Source organism: Brevibacillus formosus, assembly GCF_003013405.1.
In the GTDB taxonomy this organism is placed as follows: domain Bacteria; phylum Bacillota; class Bacilli; order Brevibacillales; family Brevibacillaceae; genus Brevibacillus; species Brevibacillus formosus.
This window is the reverse complement of record NZ_PXZL01000007.1, coordinates 296,533-321,609: the sequence shown is the minus strand read 5'-3', so window position 1 is coordinate 321,609 and position 25,077 is coordinate 296,533. Positions and strand designations below refer to the sequence as shown.

Below are 25,077 nucleotides of genomic sequence, written 5' to 3'. Positions count from 1 at the left end.
CTGGTGTTACGATGTCCCAAAAGATCACAGGTGTAAAAGCTTCAGCAGGTATAGCCATTGGCAAGGCGTTTTTACTGACAACGCCCGATTTACAGATCAATACCGTAGCGATTGAAGATCCGGCGAATGAAATCCAACGCTTTCAAGAGGCGTTGGCTCGAGCGAAAAATGATTTGGAGGGCATCGTTCTGCGCGTGGAGCGGGAGATGGGGACGGAGCATGCAGACATTTTCAAAGCTCACCTGCTCGTCTTGGAAGACCCGGAACTGGTCGATACCGTCAAAGATAAAATCTCAAACGAAAAGACAAACGCCGAAAGTGCCTTGAATGATGTCGCACAAGCATACATCGGACTTTTCGAGCAAATGGACAACGAATACATGCGGGAGAGAGCAGCAGATATTCGTGACGTGACCAAACGTGTACTTTCTTACTTGCTCGGGGTACCGTTTGCAGGACTCGGTGAGCTGACAGAGGAAGTGATCCTTGTAGCGGATGATTTGACGCCTTCCGATACAGCTCAATTAGACCGTCGCTATGTCAAAGGCTTCATCACGGACATTGGGGGACGAACCTCGCATTCGGCGATTATGGCGCGTTCTCTGGAGATTCCTGCTGTTGTCGGAACACAAGGGATTACTCGTGCGGTTCAGCCCTCAACGCTTATCATTCTTGACGGGCATGAAGGGATCGCGATTATTGACCCGAGTGAAGAGGAAATCGCTTTCTACAAACGCAAGCAGGCTGATTACGAAGCACAAAAAGCCGAACTGGCGAAGCTTGTGAACAATAAAACCGTTACGTTGGACAATCATCATGTCGAGCTTGCCGCCAATATCGGAAGCCCTGAAGATGTCGCTGGGGCAATCGCCAACGGAGCTGAAGGTGTCGGGCTGTTCCGCACGGAGTTTCTGTACATGGGACGCAATGATTTTCCGACGGAAGAGGAGCAATACCTCGCGTACAAGCACGTGCTGGAGCATATGGGCGACCGTCCGGTGGTTATTCGCACGTTGGACATTGGCGGGGACAAGCATCTCTCCTACCTGGCTTTGCCAGAAGAAATGAACCCGTTTCTTGGACATCGCGCCATCCGGCTGTGTCTTGACAACCAGGAACTGTTTCGTACGCAGCTGCGTGCTCTATTGCGCGCAAGTGTACACGGCAATTTGAAAATCATGTTTCCGATGATTGCGACCCTGGAGGAGTTTCGTCAGGCGAAAGCGATTTTGGAGGAAGAGAAAAAATCCTTGGTCAATCGCGGAATTGTAGTATCCGATCAGTACGAAGTGGGTATCATGATTGAGATCCCTGCTGCAGCACTGATGGCCGATCAATTTGCACGCGAGGTTGACTTTTTCAGCATTGGAACCAATGATTTAATTCAATACACAATGGCAGCCGACCGCATGAACGAGAAGGTCGCTTATCTCTACCAGCCTTATCACCCTGCCGTTTTGCGCTTGCTGTACAATGTCATTAAAGCAGGGCACGCGCAGAACAAATGGGTCGGTATGTGCGGGGAGATGGCGGGCGATCCAATCGCGATCCCGATTCTGTTGGGAATGGGTCTGGATGAATATAGTATGAGTGCAGGGAGTATTTTGCCTGCGCGCCAACAGCTGAGTCGTTTGAGTGTGGAGGACGCAGCGAAACAGATTGATACGATTTTACAGATGAGCACCTCCGCGCAAGTAGAGGCGTTCGTGAAGGAATGGCTTGAGAAAGTATAGAGAAGGAGGCAGATCAGAATGGTAGAGAAAAAAATAGTGGTTCAATTGGCGCACGGCCTGCATGCGCGTCCTGCTGCGAACTTTGTGAAGGTAGCCACGTCTTTTTCCAGCGAAATTAAAATCATCAAAAATGAGAAAAATGTAAATGGCAAGAGCATCATGGGCATTATGGCAGCAGCGATTGCAAAAGGGGAAGAAATTACCCTGATTACGGATGGTGTCGATGAACAAGAAGCGATGGCTGCATTGGAAAAAGCATTGACCGAACAGGAATAGGGGAGAGAATAGGAAAGAAGAAAAGCCCCTCGATTTTGAGGGGTTTTTTCTGTTGTTCCGGGAAAATTCACGTAGACAGTAGTTGTACGAAAGGGGGCAAAAATGGTGTCAGTCGCTTTTGGGCGCGTTGTTCTTCTAAAAGCAGCTCCATATTCAGGCGGACGCGCTCCGAGTGTGTGGTTTTGTAGAGGGGGATTACCATGTTCCGTGCTTCCAAAGGATCGGCCGTGAGATTGTACAATTCGTAATCCGTCATCGTTGGGGTGTATACATCCTCGGAAAAATAGCAGGAGTATTTCCATAAAGCGCTGTGCCCGGCAGAATTGATGTAGGCGATGACCGTTTCTATCCGATTCGGAGGAATGACAGAGTCATAGGGTTGGTGCTGCACGTTTACTTGATGCTGTCCTTTTGTCACATCGTCGTCCGTCATGAAGTAAATCGGCTCGCTGGAGATAGAGTCAGTATCGTGGGACAAGATGATGGGAGTAAGATCACGACCGACAAGAGGGCGTACCTCGCTGTGTGTATAGGTCAGCTCCTCACTAAGCCTGTCTGTGTCTGCTCCGGCCATACCGAGTAGTGTCGGAAGAATATCCACATGGCTGGTTAACAGCTCTGTGGAGGCTGCGTGTGGAAAAAGAAGCGGGTTGTGGATAATGAGGGGAACGTGTATCGCCTCTTCATAGGCACAGTACCATTTTTGATGCAGATTGCCGTGAGCACCCAACAATTCGCCGTGATCAGATGTGAACAAGACCAATGTCTCGGGATAAAAAGAACTGGCGACGAGTGCTTCAAGAACGCGCATCACTTCCCGATCGGCGTTTTTTTGGAGCTGATAGTACAGTCTTCGATAATGGGCTTGGTCCGAAATGGGCTGGAACGCTTGTGGAAATACTTCCCGATAACTCGCTTGGCAGCGCGGTTTTGTCGCAAGTGATTCGTGCTGAGTAGGGGCCGGGGCAACAGCGGGAACTGACTTATCCACATAAAAGCGAAAAAACGGCGAGGTCGCAGAGATATCCCCATAGATGGCGATATCATGTGGATTGACGAAAGACGCCACGATCAGCCAAGGATGGCAGCTTTCAACGGAGCTTTTCTCTTGGTCTAATGCATGAAGCAGCTCGATGACTCCGCTGCTGTATACCACATCACGACCATTTACTCCGATGGCTGTGGACGAACCGGAGTTATGCGGCGCTATTCCATGCGGTTCAGGGCCTATCCAACTGGAGAAGCCATAGCCGTCCAGCCGATCGGCAAGCAAGTATAAGCGTTCCTTATCTGGATCAGGAACTCCTGTTCCAGGGATATAGCTAGGGATAGGAAAATGGGTACCCGGTACCCAAATGTCGGCATCGGATATATGCCATTTGCCTTTATAGAAACAACGATAGCCCGCTTGACGAAAATAATTTCCCATCGTCGGTACAGTATTGCAATCGAGCCAGAACATGTCACTGTCGGGAGCTCGTTTAGCGGCGCCGCTGGTCTGGGTGACGCCGTGCAAAGAGGGGTACTGACCGGTGAACAAGGTGGCTCTGCTAGGGCAACAGCCTGTGGAGCCGACGTAATGACGCTTGAACTCCAACCCATGCTCTCGCAAAAAAGCATGAGCGTGGAGTGTATCCTCGCTCCATTCACGTATCGCGGGCTCTTCATAAACAGGGGGAAACCGTTCCTCATCCACAATGATGAATAAGATGTTCGGTCGTCTTCTCAACCATTTTCTCGACATATAGATCCCCCTCTGCAAAGATGTACACATCTTTATCAACATATGGGGATAATCTTTGTCCTTATCCACAAAAAAACTCGCCGATCATCAAGGAATCGGCGAGTTTGAACCCGTATCTTTGGTTATCCACAGCTTTTTATACCAATGCAAAGGAGAGAACCGATAAAAGAATCGAGGTAATGCTCATGGCAATCAGTGGGCGCGCCGCTTTTGTTCGCAGTGCACGCAGATTGACATTGAGGCCAAGCCCGACCATCGCCATGGTGAGCACGAAGGTTGTGATATTGGCGACACCGTTATGGAACGCTTCTGAGACAGGAATGGATGTGCCGAGAACGTAGCTACCAAAAACACTCATGGCGAGGAAGCCGATCAGGAACCAAGGGAATTCGATTTTGGTGCCACTTTGTAATTTCCCGGAGCGTTTCATCCAAATCATCAGGATAAAACAGAGCGGAACCAACAGAAGCACACGCCCCAATTTTGCCAGCAGTGCAATCGCTAGCCCATCTTGACCCGACGGTGCAGCAGCCAACGCGACATGCGCAATCTCGTGCAGACTGATTCCTGACCACATGCCGTATTCGACTGCGGACAGGGGAAGGAATGGACGCAGGATCGTGTAGGCAATAGCAAATAGGGTGCCGACGAGGGCAATCATTCCTACGCCAATGGCGGTATCCTCATCCTTGGCAGCAACGATAGGGGAGACGGCTGCAATCGCCGCTGCTCCACAGACGCCTGTACCGACTCCGAGCATGAGGGAGAGGGAAGAGTCTGCTTTCAGCCACTTGGCTATCAGGATCGTGACTCCAATGGCAAAAATGATGACACCAGCGTCATAGACGAGAAGCCCGAGGCCTTGATTCAAGACGACATCGATATTGAGCTTGAGCCCGTACAAAATAATAGCCAGACGCAGTAAACGTTTGGCGGAAAATTGAATCCCTGATCGCAATGCTTCCGGATATCCACGAAAATGCCGGTATGCGACCGCGATCAGGATCGAACAGGCGAGGGGGCCAACTTGTTGAAAGCCAGGTATTTTTGCTAAGCCGTAGCCTGTCAGGGCGATGAAAAAAGTAAAAGCGATTCCGGCTATCCACAGCGAGAAGGATGCAGGTTTGCTTTCGTTGTTTTTAGCGGGCTGTATGCTGGCATTGCTTTCGTTCAATGGCACGCTGCTTTTTACCTGAGTTGCCATTGTCATCACTCCTCGAAAAGTTTTACAAACTCAGCATACGGCAACTGTTATAATAAGAAAAATAAATCATTGCGATAGTCATCATAAGTGAAATGAATGGTTAGTGGTGGAAAGGAAGTGAAGGCAGTTGGATCAGCACTTGCTTGTATTCGTGACGGTTGCAGACAGACAGAACTTTTCCCGAGCTGCAGAAGAGCTCCATATGACGCAGCCTGCCGTTAGTCAGTATATTCATGCGCTGGAGCGCACGATAGGGACAAAGCTCCTGGAGCGAAGCAACAAATATGTTCGCTTGAATAAAGCGGGGGAGATTGTCTATCATCACGCTCGGGAGATCTTGGGCCTGTACACGCGGATGCAGAGTCTCGTGGATGATTTGATGAATACACCGAGCGGGCATTTGACGATTGGCGCCAGTTACACCTATGGAGAGTATGTACTGCCTCACGTCATTGCCCGTCTTCGTCAGTATTACCCAATGATTACCCCCACGATTACGATTCACAATTCCACAGTCATTGCTGAGCTGGTGGCGAAGCGACAGCTCGACGTCGGGATTGTTGAGGGGGAGTATGTGGACGAAAAAATGTGCGTGGAGCCGTTTGCTGATGATCGTATGTATTTGATTGCTTCTCCAGAGCATCGATTGGCTGGGCAGTCTGAGGTCAGCATTGACGAACTGATGAAGGAAACGTGGATTGTGCGGGAAGAAGGGTCAGGCACGAGGGAAGCGGCTGAAAAAATGTTTCGCCAGCTGCAAATCACACCTCACAAGCGAATGGAGTTCGGCAGTACACAGGTGATCAAGGAGTCAGTGGAGGCGGGCTTGGGAATCAGCCTGCTGTCTTATTGGGCCATCCGCAAAGAACGCAAGCTCGGCACGCTTTGTACATTGAAGGTGCCGGGGACGCCGGTTACCCGTGATTTTTCGCTCGTCACGAAATCTGACGAGTTTCATACCAAAGCATTGGACATCTTCATGGATCTCATCCGCACACATGTGCCAGAGGGTGCCCATACGTAAAAGAGGAAGCGGCACGATTCATCGGTGCTGCTGAAAAAGTCCGATCAATTCGCCATTTTCCCCGTGTGCTTTTGCCAATAGGCGGGAGGGCTTGTGTCCGTAATCTGACCGGAATATGGAAAAGTGACGGAATGCCGAAAACGCTTGCATTTTTCCCTGCCTTGTTCTACATTAGAGACAGGTAAAAGAGCACGTAAATCATGTGTTATCTTCTACCCACAAGTGAATAATCAAAAGGCAAAGGTGCCCTTGAACACAAAGTATGTTCTTTTGTGTTTAGGCACCTTTTTTTGCTTTTGAAAAGGGAAGTTGTCTTGAAAGGAGTGACACGCATGGAAAAACCAATTCGAGCGACGCCGCTTGCGATCCGACTGATTCCCAATGTCGATCCACAATTTGCGGAGAAGCTGAACCTGCCTTCTCATATCCGAAGTCTGGGGCTTTTGACCTCCACGATTGACGATGTGGGGTATACGGCCATTGATGAAGCGACCAAAAAGGCAGCGGTGGAAGTTGTGTATGCCAAGTCGTTTTATGCAGGCTCAGGCCATGCGTCTGGACCGTTGTCCGGCGAGTTCATCGGGATGATCGGAGGCGCGACGCCATCGGAGGTGCAGAGCGGACTGGATGCAGCCGTTGCATTTATGGAGAGCGGAGCATGCTTTTACTCTTTGAATGATGAAGGGACGCATGCGTATTACGCCCATGTTGTGTCGCGGACGGGCAGCTACTTGTCCCAACTGGCGGGAATCAGAGAAGGTGAACCGCTTGCCTATTTGATCGCACCACCGCTGGAAGCCATGTATGGTATTGATGCCGCCCTCAAGGCTGCAGATGTAGAAATGGTTCAATTTTTTGGTCCACCGACAGAAACGAACTTTGGGGGAGCACTACTCACTGGCAGCCAGTCGGCATGCACGGCAGCCGCCGATGCATTTGCTGATGCCGTAAGAAGTGTCGCCCAACAGCCTGTCAAACGATAATAGGGATTTTCCCTCTTGAAGGGGAGGTAATGTAAATGCGCGCTACGTCATATTCACTCGGCATGATCGAGACATTGGGCTTGCCAGCTCTCATCGCTGCCGCAGACGCTGCTGCCAAAGCGGCTGACGTCAAAGTTGTCTCTTATGAAGGCGCGGACGCAGGGATCGTTACCGTGTATGTAATCGGAGATGTCTCCTCCGTACAGTCAGCAGTAGATGCTGGTGCTGAAGCTGCGAGACGTGTCGGAACATTGCTGCACTCACACGTTATTCCACGTCCTGACGAAAATGTACCAAAAATGCTTAAAAACCTGCTGAAACCGGAAGCAAAAGAAGAGGCTAAGGCAGAGCCGGCCCAAGTGCCAGCGACCAAATTGCAAGATCAGTCTATCAATGATCTGCGCAAAATGGCGCGTTCGTATGCGGACTTCCCGCTGACAACGAACGAAATCAACATGGCGAAGAAAGAAGATCTCATTCGTCTGTTGGAAGAGAAACAAGGCGGAGGTGACAAAGCCTAATGACACTCGACGCTGATCTGTATTCCATACAGGAAGTGCGTACCTACCTCGCACAAGCGAAGGAAGCACAGGCCAAGTTCGCTACTTACAGCCAAGAACAAGTCGACAGAATCATCGAAGCCATGTCCAAAGCGGGCGTGGAGCATGCAGATCGACTCGCAGCTATGGCTGTAGAAGAAACAGGCTTTGGTAACATCCCGGACAAACGGATGAAAAACCTGTTTGCTGCTCAAGATGTATACGCATCTGTGAAAGATGTAAAAACGGTTGGCATCATCCGTAAGGACGAAGAGAACAAGGTATGGGAAGTGGCGCAGCCATTCGGTATCGTAGCTGGTATCGTGCCTTCCACCAATCCGACGTCCACGGTTATCTATAAATCGATGGTCTCCCTCAAGGCGAGAAATGCGATTGTCTTCAGCCCGCATCCGTCGGCAGCCAAGTGCACGCTGGAAGCAGCGCGACTGATGGCACAGGCGGCAGTAGCGGCTGGAGCACCAGAAGGCTTGATCCACTGCGTTACCAAGCCTACGCTACCAGCGACAAACGAGTTGATGAAGCACAAGCTGACCAATTTGATTCTCGCTACTGGCGGAACGCCGATGGTACGCGCGGCATACAGCTCCGGCAAGCCTGCTTACGGTGTAGGACCTGGTAACGTTCCAGTCTACATCCACCACAGTGCTGACTTTGCTGCTGCTGCCAAGCGCATTGTGCAGAGCAAGACGTTTGACTATGGTACAATCTGCGCTTCTGAGCAAGCATTGGTAGTGGAGGAATCCGCCAAGCACCGATTGATTGATGCCCTGAAGCGTGAAGGCGCCTACTTCCTGAACGAGCAAGAAAAGGAAAAGGTAGCTGCCATTGTCACGATAAACGGCTCGCTGAACGCTAAGATCGTTGGCCGCTCTCCGCATGTGATCGCTCAAATGGCAGGTATCACCATCCCTGCTGATACACGTGTCCTGATTGCGGAGGAGAACAATGTAGGCAAAGCATATCCGATGTCCGTTGAAAAACTGGCTCCGGTCCTTGCCCTCTACACTGTTCAAGGCGACAGCGAAGCGTTTGCCCGTTGCCGCGAATTGCTGGAGCATGGTGGTCTTGGTCATACAGCGGGTATTCACGCCCAGGATGACAATGTCATCGCAGCGTATGGTCAAGCAATGCCAGCATCCAGAATTCCGGTCAATACGGGTACGACCTTCGGAGGAATTGGTGCAACGACTGGCGTACAACCAGCGTTCACACTTGGATGCGGTTCTTTAGGGGGCAACATCACTTCCGATAACATCGGTGCCAAGCACATGTTCAACATCAAGCGTGTTGCATTTGGCATCAAAGAAATGCCACAATCAACGCCAGCACCACAAGCTCCTGCGACACAAGCGGAAGAAGCTGTTCTACAGGCTGTCTCTTCCATGAACGTTGGCTTGAGCCGTGATGAGATCAAGAACATCATCAAATCCGTGTTAACAGAAATGACGTCTTAATGTCGTAAAACACTAAAATCTTGGAGATATAATTAAGGAGGATACAAAAATGGCTGGAGAAATGTCCGCATTGGGAATGGTAGAAACAAAAGGTTTGATCGGAGCAGTTGAAGCTGCTGACGCAATGGTAAAAGCAGCAAACGTAAAACTGATTGGTAAAGTACACGTAGGTGGCGGTCTCGTAACTGTTATGGTACGTGGTGACGTAGGTGCAGTAAAAGCTTCCACAGACGCAGGCGCCGCTGCTGCTGAAAAAGTAGGAGAGCTCGTATCTGTACACGTAATCCCACGCCCTCATGGAGACATTGAATTGATCCTGCCTAAACTCGAAGGGTAATAAATCCCTATGGCAGTGATTACAGAAGCATCCTTGAGAGCAATGCATAAGTCAGGTATCCCAAACCCCTTTCTCGTTGAGAAAGGGGATAAAATAACACCAGCAGCGGCAGATTTCTTGAAAGGAAGAGGGATTCAAGTGAAACAAGTAGATCAGCACCAGCAGCCTTCCACCAATCAAGCTGCCGAGGCAGTGCGTGAAATTCCTTTGGGCGTATCGAATCGTCACGTTCACTTGTCGCAAGAAGATGTGGAAAAGCTTTTCGGAGCAGGCCATCAATTGACGCCAATGCGTGATTTGTCGCAGCCAGGCCAGTTTGCTTGCCAAGAAACAGTCACCATCGTAGGACCAAAAGGCAGCATTCACGGAGTTCGCATCCTGGGACCAGCTCGTGGCGCGACACAAGTGGAAATTTCCAGAACAGACGGCTTCGCAGTAGGTGTTCATGCCCCTGTGCGTATGTCTGGAGATATTGAAGGAACACCAGGAATGGTGCTTGTAACGGCAAAAGGGACTGTTGTGATGGACAAAGGCGTAATCGTAGCGAAGAGCCACGTTCATATGTCTCCAGCAGATGCCGAGCAATATCAAGTGAAGGATGGCGATACGCTAATCCTGGCGACTCAAAGCGATCGTCCTATCATCTATCCAGATGTAGTCGTTCGTGTACATCCGCAGTTTGCACTTGATTTCCACGTTGATACGGATGAAGGAAATGCCGCTAATTTGAAAACGGGCGACCGGGTAAAAGTGATCGGCAAGAACGGGCAATTTTACTCCGGCTAACGGAGGTTGAGCTTGATGGACATCAGAGAAATGGTGGCGTCGATTACAAAAGAAATTTTGCAATCGATGAATACAGAAAAGCAAAGCAGCACAGCGCCTCGTGTCCTGTACGTTTTTTGCGACAGCCAGGCTCATGAGGCGTTTCAGGATCATTTTATCCAACTGAAAAACCACGGGATCTGCCATGACATTCTCTTCCTGGACGGAGAAACCTCTTCCTGGTTGGGAATGCACAAGATCGAATGTGGGGGAGCAGGCAAAATTCTTACAGCAGATGAGTACGCTCCTGCCCCGTTGGAAGTGCCGAAAGATTATGTCGGTATCGTGATTCCAGAAATCGATTTGGATAATGCAGCGAGAATTGCTTCCGGTCTAAAAGGAACAATCAAAGCGGAAATCGTCTTTTCCGCATTGGTGACGGGCAAATTCGTCATCGCTGGTTCCGATGTGCCAGGGATCAAGCGCGCAGACCGTCGAACCCTGCAAACATTGACACTGACACCTGCTTATGAAAAGCTGTTCAACCGTCACGTTGAGAGCATGAAAGAGCTGGGTGTGGAGTTTGCGGAGCAACGCCGTCTGGCTGATCGCGTGGTTTCCAAGCTGAAGTCTCAGCTGCAAAAAGTGGAGACTACTAGCAAGACAGAACAACCGACATTGACTCCTTTGGATGAGCAAGAAGCCGTCTTTTCCGGGAAGCTGTTGACAGCGGATTGGATCAGATCTCAGCCTGAGCTTCGCGATACGACTTTGATCGTGAAAAAAGGTGCAATTGTTTCTCCGCTTGCTTATGACAGCATGAGAGAACGCGGTATTACGGTCAGCTATTTAGGAAAAGGGTGATCGCATGTTTTTGGGAAAAGTGATCGGCAGCGTCTGGGCCACGCAAAAAGAAGCAGGTATGGAAAATCTCAAGCTCATGGTGGTTCAGCCGATTGATTGGCGTGGCGAAGAAGGCGGACAAACCGTTATCGCAGCGGACAGGATCGGTGCGGGAATCGGGGAGCAGGTTATCGTCTCTCGTGGGACGCCTGCCCGAATCCTTTTCTCCGGCACCAGTGTGCCGATCGATGCGATCATCGTAGGCATCGTGGATTCGTTTGAGGTGCCGGGTGCCGCAGGAAGAGAGGAATAGGAATGGAACAGGAACGTTCACGAGTCATCCAGGAATTCGTACCAGGGAAACAGGTCACGTTGGCTCATGTAATCGCAAACCCTGACCCAATGCTCTATACCAAGCTAGGTATCAATGAGGCCGGTGCGATCGGCATTTTGACTTTGACGCCTACCGAAACAGCCATTATTGCCGCAGACATTGCGACAAAGGCTGCTGGCGTCGAGCTTGGGTTTCTCGATCGTTTTACAGGTTCACTGATTGTCGTAGGAGATGTATCCGCTGTTGAGATGGCAGTCGATGCGGTCAATCAGGTGCTGAGCGAAAAACTGCGGTTTACACCGGCGTTGGTGACGAAATCATGACCGGCCGTGTAATGATTATCGGTGCAATCGAAGCAGGAAAGTCTTCTCTGGTGCGGGCGCTGTTCAATGACGAACAGCCTGCCAGGAAGACACAAGCGCTCGAATATCGGGACTGGGCGATTGACACTCCGGGTGAGTACAGCGAAAACCCGATGTTTTACCGCACGCTTATGGCTACCTCTCTTGAGGCGAAGGTCATTGTGATGGTGCAGGATGCTACGCGGGAACGCAATTATTTTCCTCCTGGCTTTTCACAAGGGTTTCCGCAATCGTGCATCGGGGTCATTACCAAAATGGATCATCCTGATGCAAATGTAGAGAGGGCAGAACAATTCCTGCGTCAATCGCTCGACAATGCGAAAATTTTCCGGACCTCCTCGCTCACGAGTGAGGGAGTGCCAGAATTGCGAGCGTATTTGCAGGAAATTGTAAACGAGTAAGCGTGATTAACCAGTATTACACCCCTTTCCGCCGTAGCGTGTCTGTGAGAAAATGAGCTCATATCAACTCCTAGCAGGTGAAAAGAGGTTCACATGCAATCAATACGAGAAGTGTGCAAAGCGTCCACGACGTTGAGTGATGACGACATTCGGATTGTGGAGGATCTGGCTTCCAAGCTTCAGATTTTTGCTGATCTGTCTCAAGCGGACATGTTTATCGATTGTCCGACGGTAGATCGGAGCGCTGCGATGGTAGTCGCACAAGCTGCACCGAGTACGGCACGCTCTATGTACAGTGGATCGGTCGTAGGGCATTTGGCGACGGCGATTAATGAGCCGGCTGTTATGTATTGTCTGACTACAGGCAAGCCCGTCATCGGTTCACGTGGGGTTTCACAGGAGCAGGTCGTGATGAGACAAAGCGTCGTACCCATCACGAATGCGGCTGGAAAAACAATCGGGACCTTGATAACTGAACAAGATATATCCAAACAGGTAGAACAGGAAAAGAACGTCGAAATGCTCAAGGAAACAACGGAGCATTTAAGTGAGACGCTCATCCAGTTCGCTATGCATGATCTGCCCATTTCGTCACTTTTGCACGAGGGTATGATCTTGTTTGATCAGAGTGGGGTTATCACGTACGCGAATGTTCGTGCCCACAAGCTGCTCTCCTTGATTGGCTTTGAACGGCCGGAAAAGGGAGAGAGCATCGAACGTATTTTTTCCTGGAGAGTTACCCCGGAGAATTTTGTGCGCAACGGGGGTTATATTCAGGAGGAGCTGTCAAAAGGCAAACATTTTATCATGATGAAAGCGGTTTCGTCCGTCCGCAAGCAAGACATCATCGGGGGATTCATTCTCCTGCGAGACATATCGGACATTCGGGAAAAAGAAAAGCAATTAATGATCAAATCCGCGGTGATCAAAGAGATTCACCACCGGGTCAAAAACAATTTGCAAACCATCTCTAGCTTACTGCGCCTGCAAATGCGGCGTTCGCAGTCCAACGAGATTGAAAAGGTATACCGGGAAAGCATCAATCGCATCAACAGCATCGCCATTATTCACGAATACTTGGCACAGGATGGTCTGGAGCAGATTGACTTCAAAGAGATTTTAACCAAAATATCGAAAATAATCGTCTCTTCGATGAGACGTTCTGAGCAAGCTATACACGTCGTGGTGACGGGCGAATCGGTGTATCTGCCGTCCAACAAAGCAACATCGTTTGCCTTGATCGTCACCGAGCTGATTCAAAATTGCATGATTCATGGTTTTCATGAGCAGCAAGAAGGGAAAATCTCTATTGCACTCGTCGCCAAGGAAGACTTCGTGAGTCTGTCTGTGACAGATGACGGTGTAGGCATCGAGGACATGGAGCAAGTCCACAAAAAGGGCCATCTCGGCCTGAAAATTGTCGATACACTGGTCAGGGAAGACCTCGAAGGCACGATGCATTTCCGCAACACTGGGAACGGGACAGAGGTTACCATACTCTATCCGATCCAAAAGGAGGATGAAGATGACACAGCCGAAGATTATGGTAGTTGATGACGAGCCGATTATTCGCATGGATTTGCGCGAGATGCTCGAAAATGAAGGGTATTTAGTGGTTGCCGAGGCGAAAAACGGAGAAGAGGCAGTCGAACAGGCCCATCGTCACAAGCCCGATCTGATCATCATGGATGTGAAAATGCCTGTCTTGAATGGAATCAAGGCAAGCAGTATCATTCGTTCCTTTTCAGACAGTTCCATTCTTCTTTTGACGGCTTATAGCCAAAAGGAACTCGTTCAGGATGCCAGAAAAGCGGGTGTGACGGCTTACTTGGTGAAGCCGGTGTCGGAGGATGACTTGATTCCCGCAGTAGAAATCGCACTCAGTCAAAAGGAAAAAGTCGTTTCACTGAAGAAGGATATAAACGATCTGAAGCAAAAGATCGAGGATCGCAAGGCAGTGGAAAAGGCAAAAGGAAAGCTGATGAGTGCCCTATCCTTGGAAGAGGATGCGGCTTACAAATGGATGCAGCAAGTTAGCATGCAACGGCGCATGCCGCTTGTGAAGCTGGCAGAGGAAATTTTGTCAGGCGAGCAGGCCATTTTTACGCAAGGCTAGTACTGACGTTATCATAAAAAGCAGTGACAAGTAGATACGAAGAAAGCAAAGGCGCTTGAATCAGACCGGGAGCGAGGAACCGGCTGTTCAAGCGTTTTTTCGTAGGGCCCGTCTGACACGCCAATGGTTCAAGGAGGTTCATATGGACGAACAATGGATCCAAAGCGTCGGGATCGATGTGGGAACAAGCACGACCAAAATGATCGTAAGCCGATTGCGATTGGGTCGCATGTCCAGCACGTTTTCGTTGCCGCGTTATCAGATCGTGGAGCGACAATTGCTGTATGCGAGTGAAGTACATTCCACACCGCTCATCGGATTTGATGAAATCGACGCTGACGGAATCGGAGCGATTCTTGCAGCCGAGTACGACAAGGCACAAATCAGCTTGTCTCAAATCAAGTCCGGGGCGGTCATCATTACCGGAGAAACAGCCAGCAAAAAGAACGCACAGCATATCGTTCATCTGCTGGCTGAACGCTCCGGGGATTTCGTGGTAGCGACAGCAGGTGCTGACCTTGAAGGCGTACTGGCGGGCAAGGGCGCTGGCGCAGAAAAACGCTCGCAAGCCATGCAAGGTGTGATCGTCAATGTCGATATTGGCGGAGGCACAGCGAATGCAGCTTACTTCCAACGTGGCCGAGCGATTGCGACGGTTACGTTCCACGTCGGAGGAAGGCTGATCCGTCTCAGTCCACAGGGTGTTGTTCAATACGTGTCGCCGAACATTCAACAATGGCTGACGGCAAAAGGACTGCGTATTCCAGTCGGACAGGAAATCGGATTCGCGCAGCTCACAGAGGTTGCCGAACAGCTGGGACGCAGTATGCTCGATTATTTGACGGGAAAAGAGCGCCAAGTATCAGGCTTGCTCGTAGTGGGACCGCATTTGCGCGATGCCATCCCTGTTGACGAATTGACTGTCTCAGGCGGTGTAGGTCTGCTCATGAGTGGACCTCCCGTCAGAAATATAGCGGATGCGAGCCGATACGGCGATTTTGGTCCGCTGCTCGGATATGTGCTCCAGCAGGAGCGCGAAAAAGGAACGTATCCGGTACAGTGGCTAGACCCGGATCAAACGGTACGGGCAACGGTAATTGGCGCGGGAATGCAGAGCACGGAGATTAGTGGTTCAACCGTGCATATCAAGCCGGAGCTGTTGCCGATCAAAAATATTCCGATTCTCAAGCTGGAGCTTACCGAGGAACAATTGGCAGATGCCACACGACTGCGACAGGAAGTGGCTTCGATCTACCAACTGGGTGAGCGCCTGTTTGAAAAAACGACAGGGATTCCTTTCGCACTCGCGATCTCCGGCATTGGGTACTGCTCGTACGCTCTGCTACAGACGCTGTCCCAGGAGCTGTCGGAGCAATACCGGGCAACTTTCCCCGAGAGTCAAACGATGGTCGTGATCTGTGAAACAGATATGGCGAAAGCGCTCGGGCAGGCCTTGGCGCTGCGTTGCAAAGGGGCACCGGAAATCATTTGCATCGATCAGGTGCGTGTGGAATACGGCGATTACATCGATCTGGGTGAGCCGATCTCGGGAACGATCATTCCTGTCGTCGTCAAAACACTCGCGTTTGATGAAAGGCCGTAACGTAAGAAGGGGTGGACGTGATGAACACGAAAACGACTGTGCTTGGACAGACCTATCAATTTCGCGATTTGAAAGAGGTTTTCGCGAAGGCTAATGAAGATAAATCAGGCGACCAGCTGGCTGGCATCGCCGCTGCTGATTCCCGGGAACGTGTAGCTGCCAAGCAGGTTTTGGCTGATCTGACATTGGCGGATATCCGCAACAATCCGATGGTTCCGGCAGAAGAAGACGAAGTATCGCGTGTGATCGAAGAAGGCATCAACGAAAAGATTTACAACGAAATCAAGAATTGGAGTGTAGCTGAGCTGCGCGAGTACATTCTGAGCCATCAAGCAGGCGATAATGAACTCAAGCGAATCAGCCGCGGCTTGTCCAGTGAGATGATCGCAGCGACTGCCAAGCTCATGAGCAACCTGGACTTGATTACCGCTGCGTCCAAGATCAAAGTTGTGACGCATGCCAACACGGCAATCGGTCAGAGGGGCGTATTGGCTTCTCGTGTACAGCCGAACCATCCATCCGATAACGTACAAGGCATCAAAGCGTCTCTGTACGAAGGACTGAGCTACGGAATCGGCGATGCGGTTATCGGGATCAACCCGGTTATCGATACAGCGGACAGCGTCAAGGATATTTTGAACATGACCAAAGACGTGATGACCAAGTTTGATATCCCGACGCAAAACTGCGTATTGGCTCACGTATCCACGCAAATGCGTGCCATCCGTAATGGAGCCCCAGCAGACTTGATCTTCCAAAGTTTGGCGGGCAGTGAAAAAGGAAACAATGCATTTGGTATTGATGTAGCACTGCTGGATGAAGCAGATGAGCTGATGCGCAAAGAAGGCACCTCCTACGGGCCGAACTTCTGGTATTTCGAGACAGGCCAAGGCTCAGAGCTGTCTGCCGAGGCGCATCACGGCATGGACCAGGTAACAATGGAAGCGCGCTGTTACGGACTTGCTCGCAAGTACAATCCGTTTATCGTGAACACAGTAGTTGGCTTCATTGGACCTGAGTATTTGTACGACAGCCGTCAAGTTATCCGCGCGGGACTGGAAGACCATTACATGGGCAAAATGCACGGTTTGCCGATGGGCTGTGACGTATGCTACACGAACCACATGAAGGTCGATCAAAACGACATGGACAATCTCGGCATTTTGCTCTCGTCGGCAGGGGTTAACTTTGTTATCGGCGTAGCGATGGCTGACGATGTCATGCTCAACTATCAATCGACGAGCTTCCATGATATTGCGGCATTCCGTGAAGTGATGGGACTGCGACCTGCTCCTGATTTTGAAAAATGGCTGGAGAAAATGGGCATCATGGAAAACGGTAGACTGACTGCAAAAGCAGGCGATCCGACAATCTTCATGTAAGATCAGGAGGTGAAAGACGGATGGAACAACAATTAGATTTCTTGGTAGATAAAGTAGTAGCAGAGCTGCAAAAGAAGCTGGGTGAGGTTAGCGAACAAGCTCCGTCACCAAAAACAGAGACAGGCTTGATCCAACTGAGATCGGAGCCAAAGGCAGAGCCAGTAGCAAATGCGACAGCGGCACCGACACCGGCTCCTGTAGTGAATGAGCAGCCTGCTCCATCGAAAGAACCAGAGAGAACCACACATGTGCCGAATCCGAAGTACAAGGAAGGCTTGGATGAACTGCTGTCCAGCACGCCAGCGCGCATCGGGGTTTGGCGTACAGGTGTGAGACCTTTGACCAAAACTATGCTCGAATTGCGCCGTGACCATGCTGCGGCTGTGGATGCTGTATACGGTGAAGTCAGTCAAGCGGTGCTCGACCAGTTCTCTCTGTTCACAGTGGAAACACAGTATGACAACACGGAAAACTATTTGAAGCGCCCAGACATGGGACGTATCCTCACTGAGGAAGGCGTGCGCATGCTCCAAGAGCGCTGCCAAAAGAAACCGCAGGTACAAATCGTCGTTTCAGACGGCTTGAGTGCTGCTGCGGTGGATGCGAACCTGAAAGACGTGCTTCCATCCCTGATGGACTCTCTGAAAAGCTACGGACTGACCTGCGGCACCCCGTTTTTTATCAAGGGCGGACGCGTAGCCAGCATGGATCACGTCGGGGAGATTTTGGAGCCAGAAGTATTGGTGCTCTTGATCGGAGAACGTCCAGGACTGGTTACGGCGCATTCCATGAGTGCGTACATGTGCTACCGTCCACGCAAAGGTATGGTAGAATCAGAGCGTACAGTGATCTCGAATATTCATCGTCAAGGTACATCTCCGGTTGAGGCGGGGGCCCACATCGGGACAATCCTCTCCAAAATGCTGGAGCAAAAAGCAAGTGGTGTAAAACTAGTCTTGTAATAGAACCAATGACGACGAGGAGGATTCTACATGACATTCCGCAGAAAAAAAGTAGCCGTAATCGGTAGTGGCTTTACTGGAGCGACAACTGCGTTCATCATGGCGCAAAAAGAGCTGGCTGACATCGTATTGGTGGATATTCCGCAACTGGAAAACCCAACGAAGGGGAAAGCACTCGACATGATGGAGGCTTCTCCCGTTCTCGGCTTCGATGCCAGCATTACAGGTACTTCCGACTATAAAGACATCGAAGGCTCCGATATCGTAATCATCACAGCAGGTATTGCTCGCAAGCCAGGTATGTCCCGCGACGACTTGGTAGCAACGAATGCAGCCATCATGCGCTCTGTTGCCGAGCAAGTGAAAACATATGCGCCAAACTCCATCGTACTCATCCTGTCCAACCCGGTAGATGCGATGACCTATACATTCTACAAAACATCCGGCTTCCCGAAACACCGCGTTATCGGTCAATCCGGCGTCCTGGATACAGCTCGCTTCCGTACGTTCGTAGCGATGGAACTGAATGTATCTGTAAATGACGTAACAGGCTTCGTATTGGGCGGTCACGGTGACGACATGGTGCCACTCCTGCGTTACTCCTACGCTGGCGGCATCCCGCTCGAAAAATTGATCCCACAAGATCGTCTGGATGCCATCGTCGAGCGTACACGCAAAGGCGGCGGCGAAATCGTAGCTCTCTTGGGCAACGGTTCCGCTTACTATGCACCTGCGGCAGCTCTGGTAGAAATGGCAGAAGCGATCTTGAAAGACAAGAAGCGCATCCTCCCATCCATCGCTCTACTCCAAGGCGAGTATGGCTACAACGATATCTACTTGGGCGTACCAACTCTCTTGGGCGGAAACGGTATCGAGCAAGTCATCGAGCTGGATCTGACTGCTGCTGAGAAAGCAGCCTTGGATAAATCCGCAGATTCCGTTCGTGCGGTTATGAAAGTAGCTATGCAATAAGCACAGTATGAAAATGAAAGCTTCGCCAGATGTATTGGCGGAGCTTTTTTTACAATGTGGATAGAGTAGCTGTAGTGGAGGGAAGAAGCGGATTTCCAGTCTACGCTTCGGCCTGCGCCCTGCTGAGGGCGGGTACTGTTCGCTCCGAAATAAATAGCGGGAGCGCTTCAAAAGTAGAGTTCCGAGGCTGTATTCGCATGAAAGCTGATTCAAGAGGTCGTAAGCAAACATCTGTAAAATACTGGAGGAATTGTTCGGAGAGTGACGAACTAGTTTACTGAAATGTTAAGAATTGTAAAGAAAAGTCTTTCAAAAAAATATATTTTATTGTAAAATTAAGGAAAAAAGTAGGGGTTGATTCTTTATGGGGGGGCTGCAAGGGACGATGCACTGGTCGCTGCGGTCAGAGATTGAAAGACACCGTAGAGAGTGCGGCTATACCTTGAGTAAATTAGGTGAATTAACGGGCATCAACCATGGGAGTTTAAGCGAAATCTTGAACGGAAATCCACCGCGGGCTATGACCATTGGTCAATTGGATGCGCTAGCGGCGGTGTTTGGTCGCGAGCCAGGTTGGTTGTACGAATTGTATACGGAAGAATGCATAACAGAGGGGCGAATATCGCGCCCTCGGTTGATACCTTATTTAGTTCGATGCGCGGAGGTTGGGCGGAAAGATTGCATAGAAGAGGTTGTTCCTAAATTGTTGGACAACCCTAAAAATATTTCGACTCTCTTTTTAGTGGCGGAACAGCTATATGAAAGTGGGAAACAAAAAGAGTCCGTACCTTTTTATCAGGCTGTCGTTGATAGCGAGAAGGATGGACATTCTGACCAATTCGTAATGAGTCAGTATCGATTGTTTCGGGCTGCACTCGGAACCAATTCAGAAGAAAATGGGGAGGCGGTTATTCGGTTTTCCCCTTATCGGAATAGGCTTCCTGAAAACTATCAGCTGGATGCTTTATTTCAATTAGCGCGGGTTTGTTTCGCTTTGCAGAAGTGGAAGAAATCAGAGCAGTACGCTGATGAGTTGCGGTTTCTTGCAGAAACGATTTATATACATGAGTTGGATAGGTTGAAAAGAAACAAAAAGAGTGAACTGCCTGAGACAGAACGGCACTTGGTCTTTTACTATGCAATAGGACACCTATTCAAGGGTGCAGCATTGGAAATGCAAGGCCTGTATGCACAGGCAAAACCATATGTACAAGGTTACGCTGATTTAGGATGGTTTGAATTACTGGATGAAGTCGGGCACCAAGAGGTGGAAAAATTCCGTGTTTGGGCAAAGGCAAACTTATACACATTAGAGGTACTAGCTGGCAATACAAGCATCATTGAGGAGTATGCAGACTATCTTGAGAGTCTTCCTACGAATGAAATACTTGCTGGTTTAATTTCTATTATGATATCAGCTAATATGTACCAATTTTGTGTGGATGAGATATTAGAACGTTTTTCTTCGCATATTGCCAGTTTCGGTCAATTTAAAGAAGCTATTGGATTGGATAGACATCTCCAGTTTCGATATCAGACAGCCATTTATGAGTTTGATAAAGGACGGATAGAAAGAGGAATCGAAGAAACATTACGTTGCCTTTCTCTAGCAGATTTGATGAATCGCTATGACGATACTCTTAAATGTGTAGCATTATTTGAAGAATATCGGCAGTATGCATCCACAACACAAGTGGAACAGTATCGAACAATTGTAACGGGTAAAAGAGCGATCTGATTATCCAAAGTGATATAGGGGTACCTAGTATTACATTCTCAAAGATGCACTTCAACAGTTATAGTTATGTTAGAGAATGGCGCTGTTGCCTAGGACTTAGCAATACCCGGATTGTTGCATGTAAAATGTTATAAAGGAAAAAGAGGGGGATTAAAAAAGATGAAGGGATTTATTCTTGCATTTTTTATTACGTTTGGACTTCTCGCAGGTATACCAATTGATTTTGATTCAAGCCATTCCAACATTTATACAGCCAAAGCACATCAGCATGGAACTGATGCTTAGGAATTTTACTGGGAATCTGGTTGTTAAATAGAGTGTCCTCCCCCAAAAACATCCCTCCGATGGGATGTTTTTTTTCTATTCAATTTTTCTTAGTCGGTGAATTTCTGCACATCCCTGTATAGTAATTATATGTAATAAATTGTAAAAGAGAGGGGGCGTTGGATATTACTGCTATCGCGAATATTTTAGATAGGGATGTTTCTTTCCATCCTGGAAACTCCCCCAAAAAAGGCGCAGCATCAGCCCCTAAAAGTAAGTGTACGATCCGGGGCATGGTAAAGGAAATCGGTTGCCACTTAGAGTTGGATAATAGAATCGAACAGCTACGACGGGAAATGATGGAGTTGGCGGGAAAGTACGGTCTCTCACATGATAAAGTTTTGGCTGTGAGCCAACAATTGGATAAATATATTGTCATTGCACAAAACAGATTGAAAACGGAAAAGTAAGGATCAGGTCAGTTCTTCTAACACCTCAAGGCCCCCAAAAACCCTTCCGTTACCCCACTATCTGGGTATCTGTTGACTCCTAGGTTATGAACTGGATGACGAAACTGCTAGGAAAATTAAGTAGTGTATTTCAAAAAAACAAAAATTGTAAAATAAAGTAAAAACGAAGGGATGAACCTTTATGGTAGGGCTGCAAGGGACATTGTATCAGTCACTGCGGTCAGAAATCGAACAATGTCGGAGAAAGCACGGTTATACATTAAGCAAACTGGGTGAATTAACGGGAATTAACCCCGGTAGCTTGAGTGAGATTTTAAATGGAAATCCCCCGAGGGCTATGACCATAGGGCAATTAGATGCGTTCGCCAAGGTATTTGGACGTGAGCAGGGTTGGTTATATGAATTGTATACGGAAGAATGTTTATCGGAGCAGAGAATATCGCGCCCCCGATTAATTCCTTATTTGACTCGATGCGTGGAGGTTGGGAGAAAGGATTGCATAGAGGCTGCCGTTCCCATATTGCTGGAGAATCCGAAAAATATCTCAATTCTGTTTGCAATTGCAGAACAGCTATATGAGAAAGGGCAACTGAAAGAATCGGTGTCCTTTTATGAATATGTCATTGAGAATGAGAAAGATAGCTTTTCTGACCACTTTGTGATGAGTCAGTACAGGCTTTTTCGAATAGTTGTACAAGGAACGAATTTTGAAGAAAATTTGAAAGCAGTTATTCGATTTGATCCGTATCGAAGGCGCTTACCGGAATATATCCAGTTGGATGCTCTTCTGCAATTGGCCAATGTTTGTTATACGCTACATAAGTGGAGGCAAATGGAGCATTATTCAGATGAATTAAGAGAATTGTCTACAATTGTCTATGAGGATGAGTTGCGGAGGCGAAAAAACAACATACCGAGTGAAATGTTAGCAACAGAACGTCATCTGGTTGTGTACTATGGACAATCATTTCTTATTAAAAGTATAGCATTAGAAAAACAAGAGTTGTATGTAGAAGCGAAGCGATATGTTGAAGGATATGCTGATTTAAGCTGGTTTGAACTCTTGGATGAAGTTGGACAAATCGAGGTTCAGAAATTTCGAACATGGGCAACAGCCAATTTATACACATTGAATATCCTGATGGGGGATGGTGACGTCATCCCTGAGTATATTCAATTCCTGGATGATCATCCGAAAGAAATACTTTCCGGTTTAGTAACGATTGTGAAAGCGGCCAATGAACATGGTTTTTCCGTCGACTCAATATTTGATAAGTTTGCAGAAAATATAGATAGTTTCAAGGGGCGCATAGACGCTATCGGCATGAGTGAACATATCCAGTTTCGGAATGAAATGGCGAAATACTTGCTAGAAAAAGAGAAGTATGCAGAGGGGCTTAATGAAACATTTCAGTGTCTCTCCTTATCTGATATTACTAAAGACTATAACAATTATAGCAGTTTGTTCAAATTATGGGTGTGGGTATCAAAGTCGTTAGTGGATAAGCAACAAAGTAGGCAGAGTGATATATGTTAGGCTAAAAATATCCGAATTAGAGGATATTTTTCTATTTGGATATTAGAAACTGCTAGTTCCTTTAAAATTCATAAAATAAAAAACAAGGGAATTATGCTATATGGGGGGCGCAAGGGACATTGTATCGGTCGCTGCGGTCAGAAATCGAACAAAATCGGAAAAAGCATGGCTACACATTAAGCAAGCTGGGTGAATTAACTGGCATTAACCCCGGAAGCTTGAGTGAGATTCTAAATGGAAATCCGCCGCGTGCAATCACCATTGGTCAGTTAGACACGCTAGCCAAGGTGTTTGGTCACGATCCGGGTTGGTTGTATGAATTATACCCGGAAGAATGTATATCAGAGGGGAGAATATCGCGCCCCCGATTAATACCATACTTGATTCGATGCGTGGAGGTTGGGAGAAAGGATTGCATAGAAGCTACTGTCCCCCAAATGATGGAGAATCCGAAAAACATCATGATTCTGTTTGCCCTTGCAGAACAGCTATATGAGAAAGGGCAACGGAAAGAGTCGGTGCCCTTTTATAATTATGTGATTGAGAATGAAAAAGATAGCTATTCTGACCACTTTGTTATGAGTCAGTATCGGTTATTTCGTGTTGTACTTGGGACAAATGCAGAAGAAAATTGGGAGAATGTCATTCGGTTTTCTCCTTACCGAAACCGGCTTCCTGAAAACTACCAACTCGACGCCTTATTCCAATTGGCGAAGATCTGTTTCGCTTTGCAAAAGTGGGAAAGATCAGAGCAGTACGCAGACGAATTAAGGCTGCTGGCAGACACTGTTTATAGGCATGAATTGGACAGAATGAAAAGAAAGAAAAAAGGCGAATCTCTTAAAACGGAGCGCCATCTCGTCTATTATTACGGATTGGGCCATTTATATAAGAGCGTTTCACTAGAAATGCAAGGACTGTATGAAGAGGCGAAGAAGTATGTGCAAGTTTACGCTGATTTAGGATGGTTTGAATTACTTGATGAAGACGGACGTAAAGAGGTAGAAAGATTCAAAGTATGGGCAAAAGCGAACTCCTACACATTGGAGGTGTTGTCTGGCAATACTAGCATCATTGAAGAGTATGCAGACTATCTCGATAATCTTCCCACCAATGAAGTTCTTGCTGGTTTAAATGCCATTATGAAATCCGCTAACACCTACCATTTTTGCGTGGATGAGATTTTAGAGCGTTTTGCCTCCCAAATTGCTAGTTTCGATCAATTTACAGAAGCAATTGGATTGGATCGACATCTTCGGTTTCGATATCAGATGGCTATTTATGAGTTCGGTAAGGGAAGGATGGAGAGAGGAATTGAAGAAACGATATATTGCCTTTCTCTAGCGGATTTGTTAAATCGACATGACGAGGCTCTTACATACATAACCCTGTTTGGATGGTTAGGAAATTTGAATAAGCGAATAGGGAACCAAAACGAGTTAGGTGGCTAGCATCCTGATAGATCATTGTGAATATAGCGTAGATTGATGAAACATCCTTTGTCAGGATGTTTTTTTATTCCATTTTTTGCAGTTGGTAAAAACATGCATAACAATTTATGGTTAATTATGTAATGAATCTCAAAATAAGGGGTGGTGAGGCTAATGATAATCCATGAAGCAATAGAAATCTAATAACATCTCTAAAAAGAGGAGCCACAGGTGCTACTAAAACCAAGTGTATAATCCGGTAGTAAAGGAAGTAGGGTGAGACTTATAGCAGCAATTGCATTTAAAAAGGGCGTTCCACCCCTTCGACAGGTAAAAGGAACGCCCGCAGGAGGAGCAGTTAAAGCTCCTATAGGTAAATGTATCACGCTACCTCTAGATCGAGAAGGAGTAACCTATCACGATATTGATCATTTGAAAAACATTGTGGAACAATTGCGAGAACAACTGGTGCAATTGTATTTAGAGAAGAATGATTTCTTGGATGATGAAGTCGTGGAATTAAGTCAGCAATTGGATCGGTACATTCTGGTGATTCAATCTAAATACTATTACCTTGAGTAAA

Annotated in this window: 26 protein-coding genes; 24 read left to right on the top strand and 2 right to left on the bottom strand. The window is 48.2% G+C overall.

The window, feature by feature from the left end:
• The first annotated feature begins 11 nt into the window (after positions 1–11).
• Positions 12–1,733, top strand: coding sequence for a phosphoenolpyruvate--protein phosphotransferase (gene ptsP / locus C7R91_RS08270; protein ID WP_047070337.1), 1,722 nt, complete (start codon positions 12–14; stop codon positions 1,731–1,733).
• Positions 1,734–1,751: 18 nt separating this feature from the next.
• Positions 1,752–2,009 carry an HPr family phosphocarrier protein gene (locus C7R91_RS08265; protein WP_047069997.1) on the top strand — a complete coding sequence of 86 codons (258 nt, stop codon included), beginning with the start codon at positions 1,752–1,754 and terminating at the stop codon, positions 2,007–2,009.
• Between the two features lie 67 nt (positions 2,010–2,076).
• Here C7R91_RS08265 and C7R91_RS08260 read toward each other — a convergent pair whose 3' ends face one another.
• Both C7R91_RS08260 and C7R91_RS08255 read right to left on the bottom strand, forming a co-directional pair.
• Positions 2,077–3,753 (bottom strand): sulfatase family protein, encoded by a 1,677-nt coding sequence (locus C7R91_RS08260; protein ID WP_047069995.1) that lies wholly within the window; start codon positions 3,751–3,753, stop codon positions 2,077–2,079.
• A gap of 136 nt (positions 3,754–3,889) precedes the next feature.
• Positions 3,890–4,957: a YeiH family protein gene (locus C7R91_RS08255; protein WP_047069994.1), complete on the bottom strand. Its 1,068-nt coding sequence runs from the start codon at positions 4,955–4,957 to the stop codon at positions 3,890–3,892.
• A gap of 127 nt (positions 4,958–5,084) precedes the next feature.
• On the opposite strand from C7R91_RS08255, the gene C7R91_RS08250 reads away from it, so the two are divergent.
• From C7R91_RS08250 to C7R91_RS08145, 22 genes are all read left to right on the top strand, one after another.
• Positions 5,085–5,981 carry a LysR family transcriptional regulator gene (locus tag C7R91_RS08250; protein WP_047069992.1) on the top strand — a complete coding sequence of 299 codons (897 nt, stop codon included), beginning with the start codon at positions 5,085–5,087 and terminating at the stop codon, positions 5,979–5,981.
• Between the two features lie 332 nt (positions 5,982–6,313).
• A complete protein-coding gene (gene eutL / locus C7R91_RS08245; RefSeq protein ID WP_016739628.1) occupies positions 6,314–6,964 on the top strand; it encodes an ethanolamine utilization microcompartment protein EutL in 651 nt (216 codons plus the stop codon).
• Between the two features lie 35 nt (positions 6,965–6,999).
• Positions 7,000–7,485, top strand: coding sequence for a BMC domain-containing protein (locus C7R91_RS29895; protein WP_047069991.1), 486 nt, complete (start codon positions 7,000–7,002; stop codon positions 7,483–7,485).
• Positions 7,485–8,978: an acetaldehyde dehydrogenase (acetylating) gene (locus C7R91_RS08235; RefSeq protein ID WP_047069990.1), complete on the top strand. Its 1,494-nt coding sequence runs from the start codon at positions 7,485–7,487 to the stop codon at positions 8,976–8,978. The genes C7R91_RS29895 and C7R91_RS08235 overlap by 1 nt, the downstream gene beginning before the upstream one ends.
• Before the next feature lie 49 nt (positions 8,979–9,027).
• Positions 9,028–9,315 carry an ethanolamine utilization microcompartment protein EutM gene (gene eutM, locus C7R91_RS08230; protein WP_047069988.1) on the top strand — a complete coding sequence of 96 codons (288 nt, stop codon included), beginning with the start codon at positions 9,028–9,030 and terminating at the stop codon, positions 9,313–9,315.
• A gap of 9 nt (positions 9,316–9,324) precedes the next feature.
• Positions 9,325–10,101: a phosphate propanoyltransferase gene (gene pduL / locus C7R91_RS08225; RefSeq protein WP_047069987.1), complete on the top strand. Its 777-nt coding sequence runs from the start codon at positions 9,325–9,327 to the stop codon at positions 10,099–10,101.
• 15 nt (positions 10,102–10,116) lie between these two features.
• The gene (locus C7R91_RS08220) at positions 10,117–10,944 is read left to right on the top strand and encodes a hypothetical protein (protein WP_047069986.1); all 828 of its coding nucleotides are present in this window, start codon (positions 10,117–10,119) and stop codon (positions 10,942–10,944) included.
• Positions 10,945–10,948: 4 nt separating this feature from the next.
• Positions 10,949–11,236: a EutN/CcmL family microcompartment protein gene (locus C7R91_RS08215; RefSeq protein WP_007720099.1), complete on the top strand. Its 288-nt coding sequence runs from the start codon at positions 10,949–10,951 to the stop codon at positions 11,234–11,236.
• A gap of 2 nt (positions 11,237–11,238) precedes the next feature.
• Complete coding sequence (eutS, locus tag C7R91_RS08210; RefSeq protein ID WP_047069984.1) at positions 11,239–11,580, top strand: ethanolamine utilization microcompartment protein EutS; 342 nt, start codon at positions 11,239–11,241, stop codon at positions 11,578–11,580.
• Positions 11,577–12,020, top strand: a complete 444-nt coding sequence (locus C7R91_RS08205) for a EutP/PduV family microcompartment system protein (RefSeq protein ID WP_047069982.1) — start codon at positions 11,577–11,579, stop codon at positions 12,018–12,020. Before eutS ends, C7R91_RS08205 begins: the two co-directional genes overlap by 4 nt.
• Before the next feature lie 93 nt (positions 12,021–12,113).
• Entirely contained in the window at positions 12,114–13,574 is a 1,461-nt protein-coding gene (locus C7R91_RS08200; RefSeq protein ID WP_047069981.1) for a sensor histidine kinase, read from the top strand.
• Positions 13,540–14,136 (top strand): ANTAR domain-containing response regulator, encoded by a 597-nt coding sequence (locus C7R91_RS08195; protein WP_429780242.1) that lies wholly within the window; start codon positions 13,540–13,542, stop codon positions 14,134–14,136. The genes C7R91_RS08200 and C7R91_RS08195 overlap by 35 nt, the downstream gene beginning before the upstream one ends.
• A gap of 142 nt (positions 14,137–14,278) precedes the next feature.
• Positions 14,279–15,739, top strand: coding sequence for an ethanolamine ammonia-lyase reactivating factor EutA (locus C7R91_RS08190; protein WP_047069978.1), 1,461 nt, complete (start codon positions 14,279–14,281; stop codon positions 15,737–15,739).
• A gap of 20 nt (positions 15,740–15,759) precedes the next feature.
• Positions 15,760–17,121 carry an ethanolamine ammonia-lyase subunit EutB gene (locus C7R91_RS08185; protein WP_047069976.1) on the top strand — a complete coding sequence of 454 codons (1,362 nt, stop codon included), beginning with the start codon at positions 15,760–15,762 and terminating at the stop codon, positions 17,119–17,121.
• Positions 17,122–17,141: 20 nt separating this feature from the next.
• Positions 17,142–18,083, top strand: coding sequence for an ethanolamine ammonia-lyase subunit EutC (eutC, locus tag C7R91_RS08180; RefSeq protein ID WP_047069974.1), 942 nt, complete (start codon positions 17,142–17,144; stop codon positions 18,081–18,083).
• Between the two features lie 30 nt (positions 18,084–18,113).
• Positions 18,114–19,055 carry a malate dehydrogenase gene (gene mdh / locus C7R91_RS08175; protein WP_047069971.1) on the top strand — a complete coding sequence of 314 codons (942 nt, stop codon included), beginning with the start codon at positions 18,114–18,116 and terminating at the stop codon, positions 19,053–19,055.
• 364 nt (positions 19,056–19,419) lie between these two features.
• Positions 19,420–20,793, top strand: a complete 1,374-nt coding sequence (locus tag C7R91_RS08165) for a helix-turn-helix domain-containing protein (RefSeq protein ID WP_047069969.1) — start codon at positions 19,420–19,422, stop codon at positions 20,791–20,793.
• A 159-nt stretch (positions 20,794–20,952) separates the two neighbouring features.
• The gene (locus tag C7R91_RS29665; protein ID WP_255322399.1) at positions 20,953–21,078 is read left to right on the top strand and encodes a hypothetical protein; all 126 of its coding nucleotides are present in this window, start codon (positions 20,953–20,955) and stop codon (positions 21,076–21,078) included.
• Positions 21,079–21,236: 158 nt separating this feature from the next.
• The gene (locus C7R91_RS08160; protein WP_047069967.1) at positions 21,237–21,527 is read left to right on the top strand and encodes an aspartyl-phosphate phosphatase Spo0E family protein; all 291 of its coding nucleotides are present in this window, start codon (positions 21,237–21,239) and stop codon (positions 21,525–21,527) included.
• Between the two features lie 181 nt (positions 21,528–21,708).
• On the top strand, positions 21,709–23,064 hold the full coding sequence (locus C7R91_RS08155) for a helix-turn-helix domain-containing protein (protein ID WP_047069966.1): 1,356 nt from the start codon (positions 21,709–21,711) through the stop codon (positions 23,062–23,064).
• Positions 23,065–23,162: 98 nt separating this feature from the next.
• Entirely contained in the window at positions 23,163–24,515 is a 1,353-nt protein-coding gene (locus C7R91_RS08150) for a helix-turn-helix domain-containing protein (protein WP_047069964.1), read from the top strand.
• Positions 24,516–24,770: 255 nt separating this feature from the next.
• Positions 24,771–25,076, top strand: a complete 306-nt coding sequence (locus C7R91_RS08145; RefSeq protein ID WP_047069962.1) for an aspartyl-phosphate phosphatase Spo0E family protein — start codon at positions 24,771–24,773, stop codon at positions 25,074–25,076.
• Position 25,077 lies beyond the last annotated feature (1 nt).

What these genes read in the sequence shown, in the direction of transcription:
- ptsP (WP_047070337.1), top strand. Translation starts at nt 12, where the DNA reads ATGTCCCAAAAGATCACAGGTGTAAAAGCTTCAGCAGGTATAGCCATT.
- C7R91_RS08265 (WP_047069997.1), top strand. Translation starts at nt 1,752, where the DNA reads ATGGTAGAGAAAAAAATAGTGGTTCAATTGGCGCACGGCCTGCATGCG.
- C7R91_RS08260 (WP_047069995.1), bottom strand. Translation starts at nt 3,753, where the DNA reads ATGTCGAGAAAATGGTTGAGAAGACGACCGAACATCTTATTCATCATT.
- C7R91_RS08255 (WP_047069994.1), bottom strand. Translation starts at nt 4,957, where the DNA reads ATGGCAACTCAGGTAAAAAGCAGCGTGCCATTGAACGAAAGCAATGCC.
- eutL (WP_016739628.1), top strand. Translation starts at nt 6,314, where the DNA reads ATGGAAAAACCAATTCGAGCGACGCCGCTTGCGATCCGACTGATTCCC.
- C7R91_RS29895 (WP_047069991.1), top strand. Translation starts at nt 7,000, where the DNA reads ATGCGCGCTACGTCATATTCACTCGGCATGATCGAGACATTGGGCTTG.
- C7R91_RS08235 (WP_047069990.1), top strand. Translation starts at nt 7,485, where the DNA reads ATGACACTCGACGCTGATCTGTATTCCATACAGGAAGTGCGTACCTAC.
- eutM (WP_047069988.1), top strand. Translation starts at nt 9,028, where the DNA reads ATGGCTGGAGAAATGTCCGCATTGGGAATGGTAGAAACAAAAGGTTTG.
- pduL (WP_047069987.1), top strand. Translation starts at nt 9,325, where the DNA reads ATGGCAGTGATTACAGAAGCATCCTTGAGAGCAATGCATAAGTCAGGT.
- C7R91_RS08220 (WP_047069986.1), top strand. Translation starts at nt 10,117, where the DNA reads ATGGACATCAGAGAAATGGTGGCGTCGATTACAAAAGAAATTTTGCAA.
- C7R91_RS08215 (WP_007720099.1), top strand. Translation starts at nt 10,949, where the DNA reads ATGTTTTTGGGAAAAGTGATCGGCAGCGTCTGGGCCACGCAAAAAGAA.
- eutS (WP_047069984.1), top strand. Translation starts at nt 11,239, where the DNA reads ATGGAACAGGAACGTTCACGAGTCATCCAGGAATTCGTACCAGGGAAA.
- C7R91_RS08205 (WP_047069982.1), top strand. Translation starts at nt 11,577, where the DNA reads ATGACCGGCCGTGTAATGATTATCGGTGCAATCGAAGCAGGAAAGTCT.
- C7R91_RS08200 (WP_047069981.1), top strand. Translation starts at nt 12,114, where the DNA reads ATGCAATCAATACGAGAAGTGTGCAAAGCGTCCACGACGTTGAGTGAT.
- C7R91_RS08195 (WP_429780242.1), top strand. Translation starts at nt 13,540, where the DNA reads ATGAAGATGACACAGCCGAAGATTATGGTAGTTGATGACGAGCCGATT.
- C7R91_RS08190 (WP_047069978.1), top strand. Translation starts at nt 14,279, where the DNA reads ATGGACGAACAATGGATCCAAAGCGTCGGGATCGATGTGGGAACAAGC.
- C7R91_RS08185 (WP_047069976.1), top strand. Translation starts at nt 15,760, where the DNA reads ATGAACACGAAAACGACTGTGCTTGGACAGACCTATCAATTTCGCGAT.
- eutC (WP_047069974.1), top strand. Translation starts at nt 17,142, where the DNA reads ATGGAACAACAATTAGATTTCTTGGTAGATAAAGTAGTAGCAGAGCTG.
- mdh (WP_047069971.1), top strand. Translation starts at nt 18,114, where the DNA reads ATGACATTCCGCAGAAAAAAAGTAGCCGTAATCGGTAGTGGCTTTACT.
- C7R91_RS08165 (WP_047069969.1), top strand. Translation starts at nt 19,420, where the DNA reads ATGGGGGGGCTGCAAGGGACGATGCACTGGTCGCTGCGGTCAGAGATT.
- C7R91_RS29665 (WP_255322399.1), top strand. Translation starts at nt 20,953, where the DNA reads ATGAAGGGATTTATTCTTGCATTTTTTATTACGTTTGGACTTCTCGCA.
- C7R91_RS08155 (WP_047069966.1), top strand. Translation starts at nt 21,709, where the DNA reads ATGGTAGGGCTGCAAGGGACATTGTATCAGTCACTGCGGTCAGAAATC.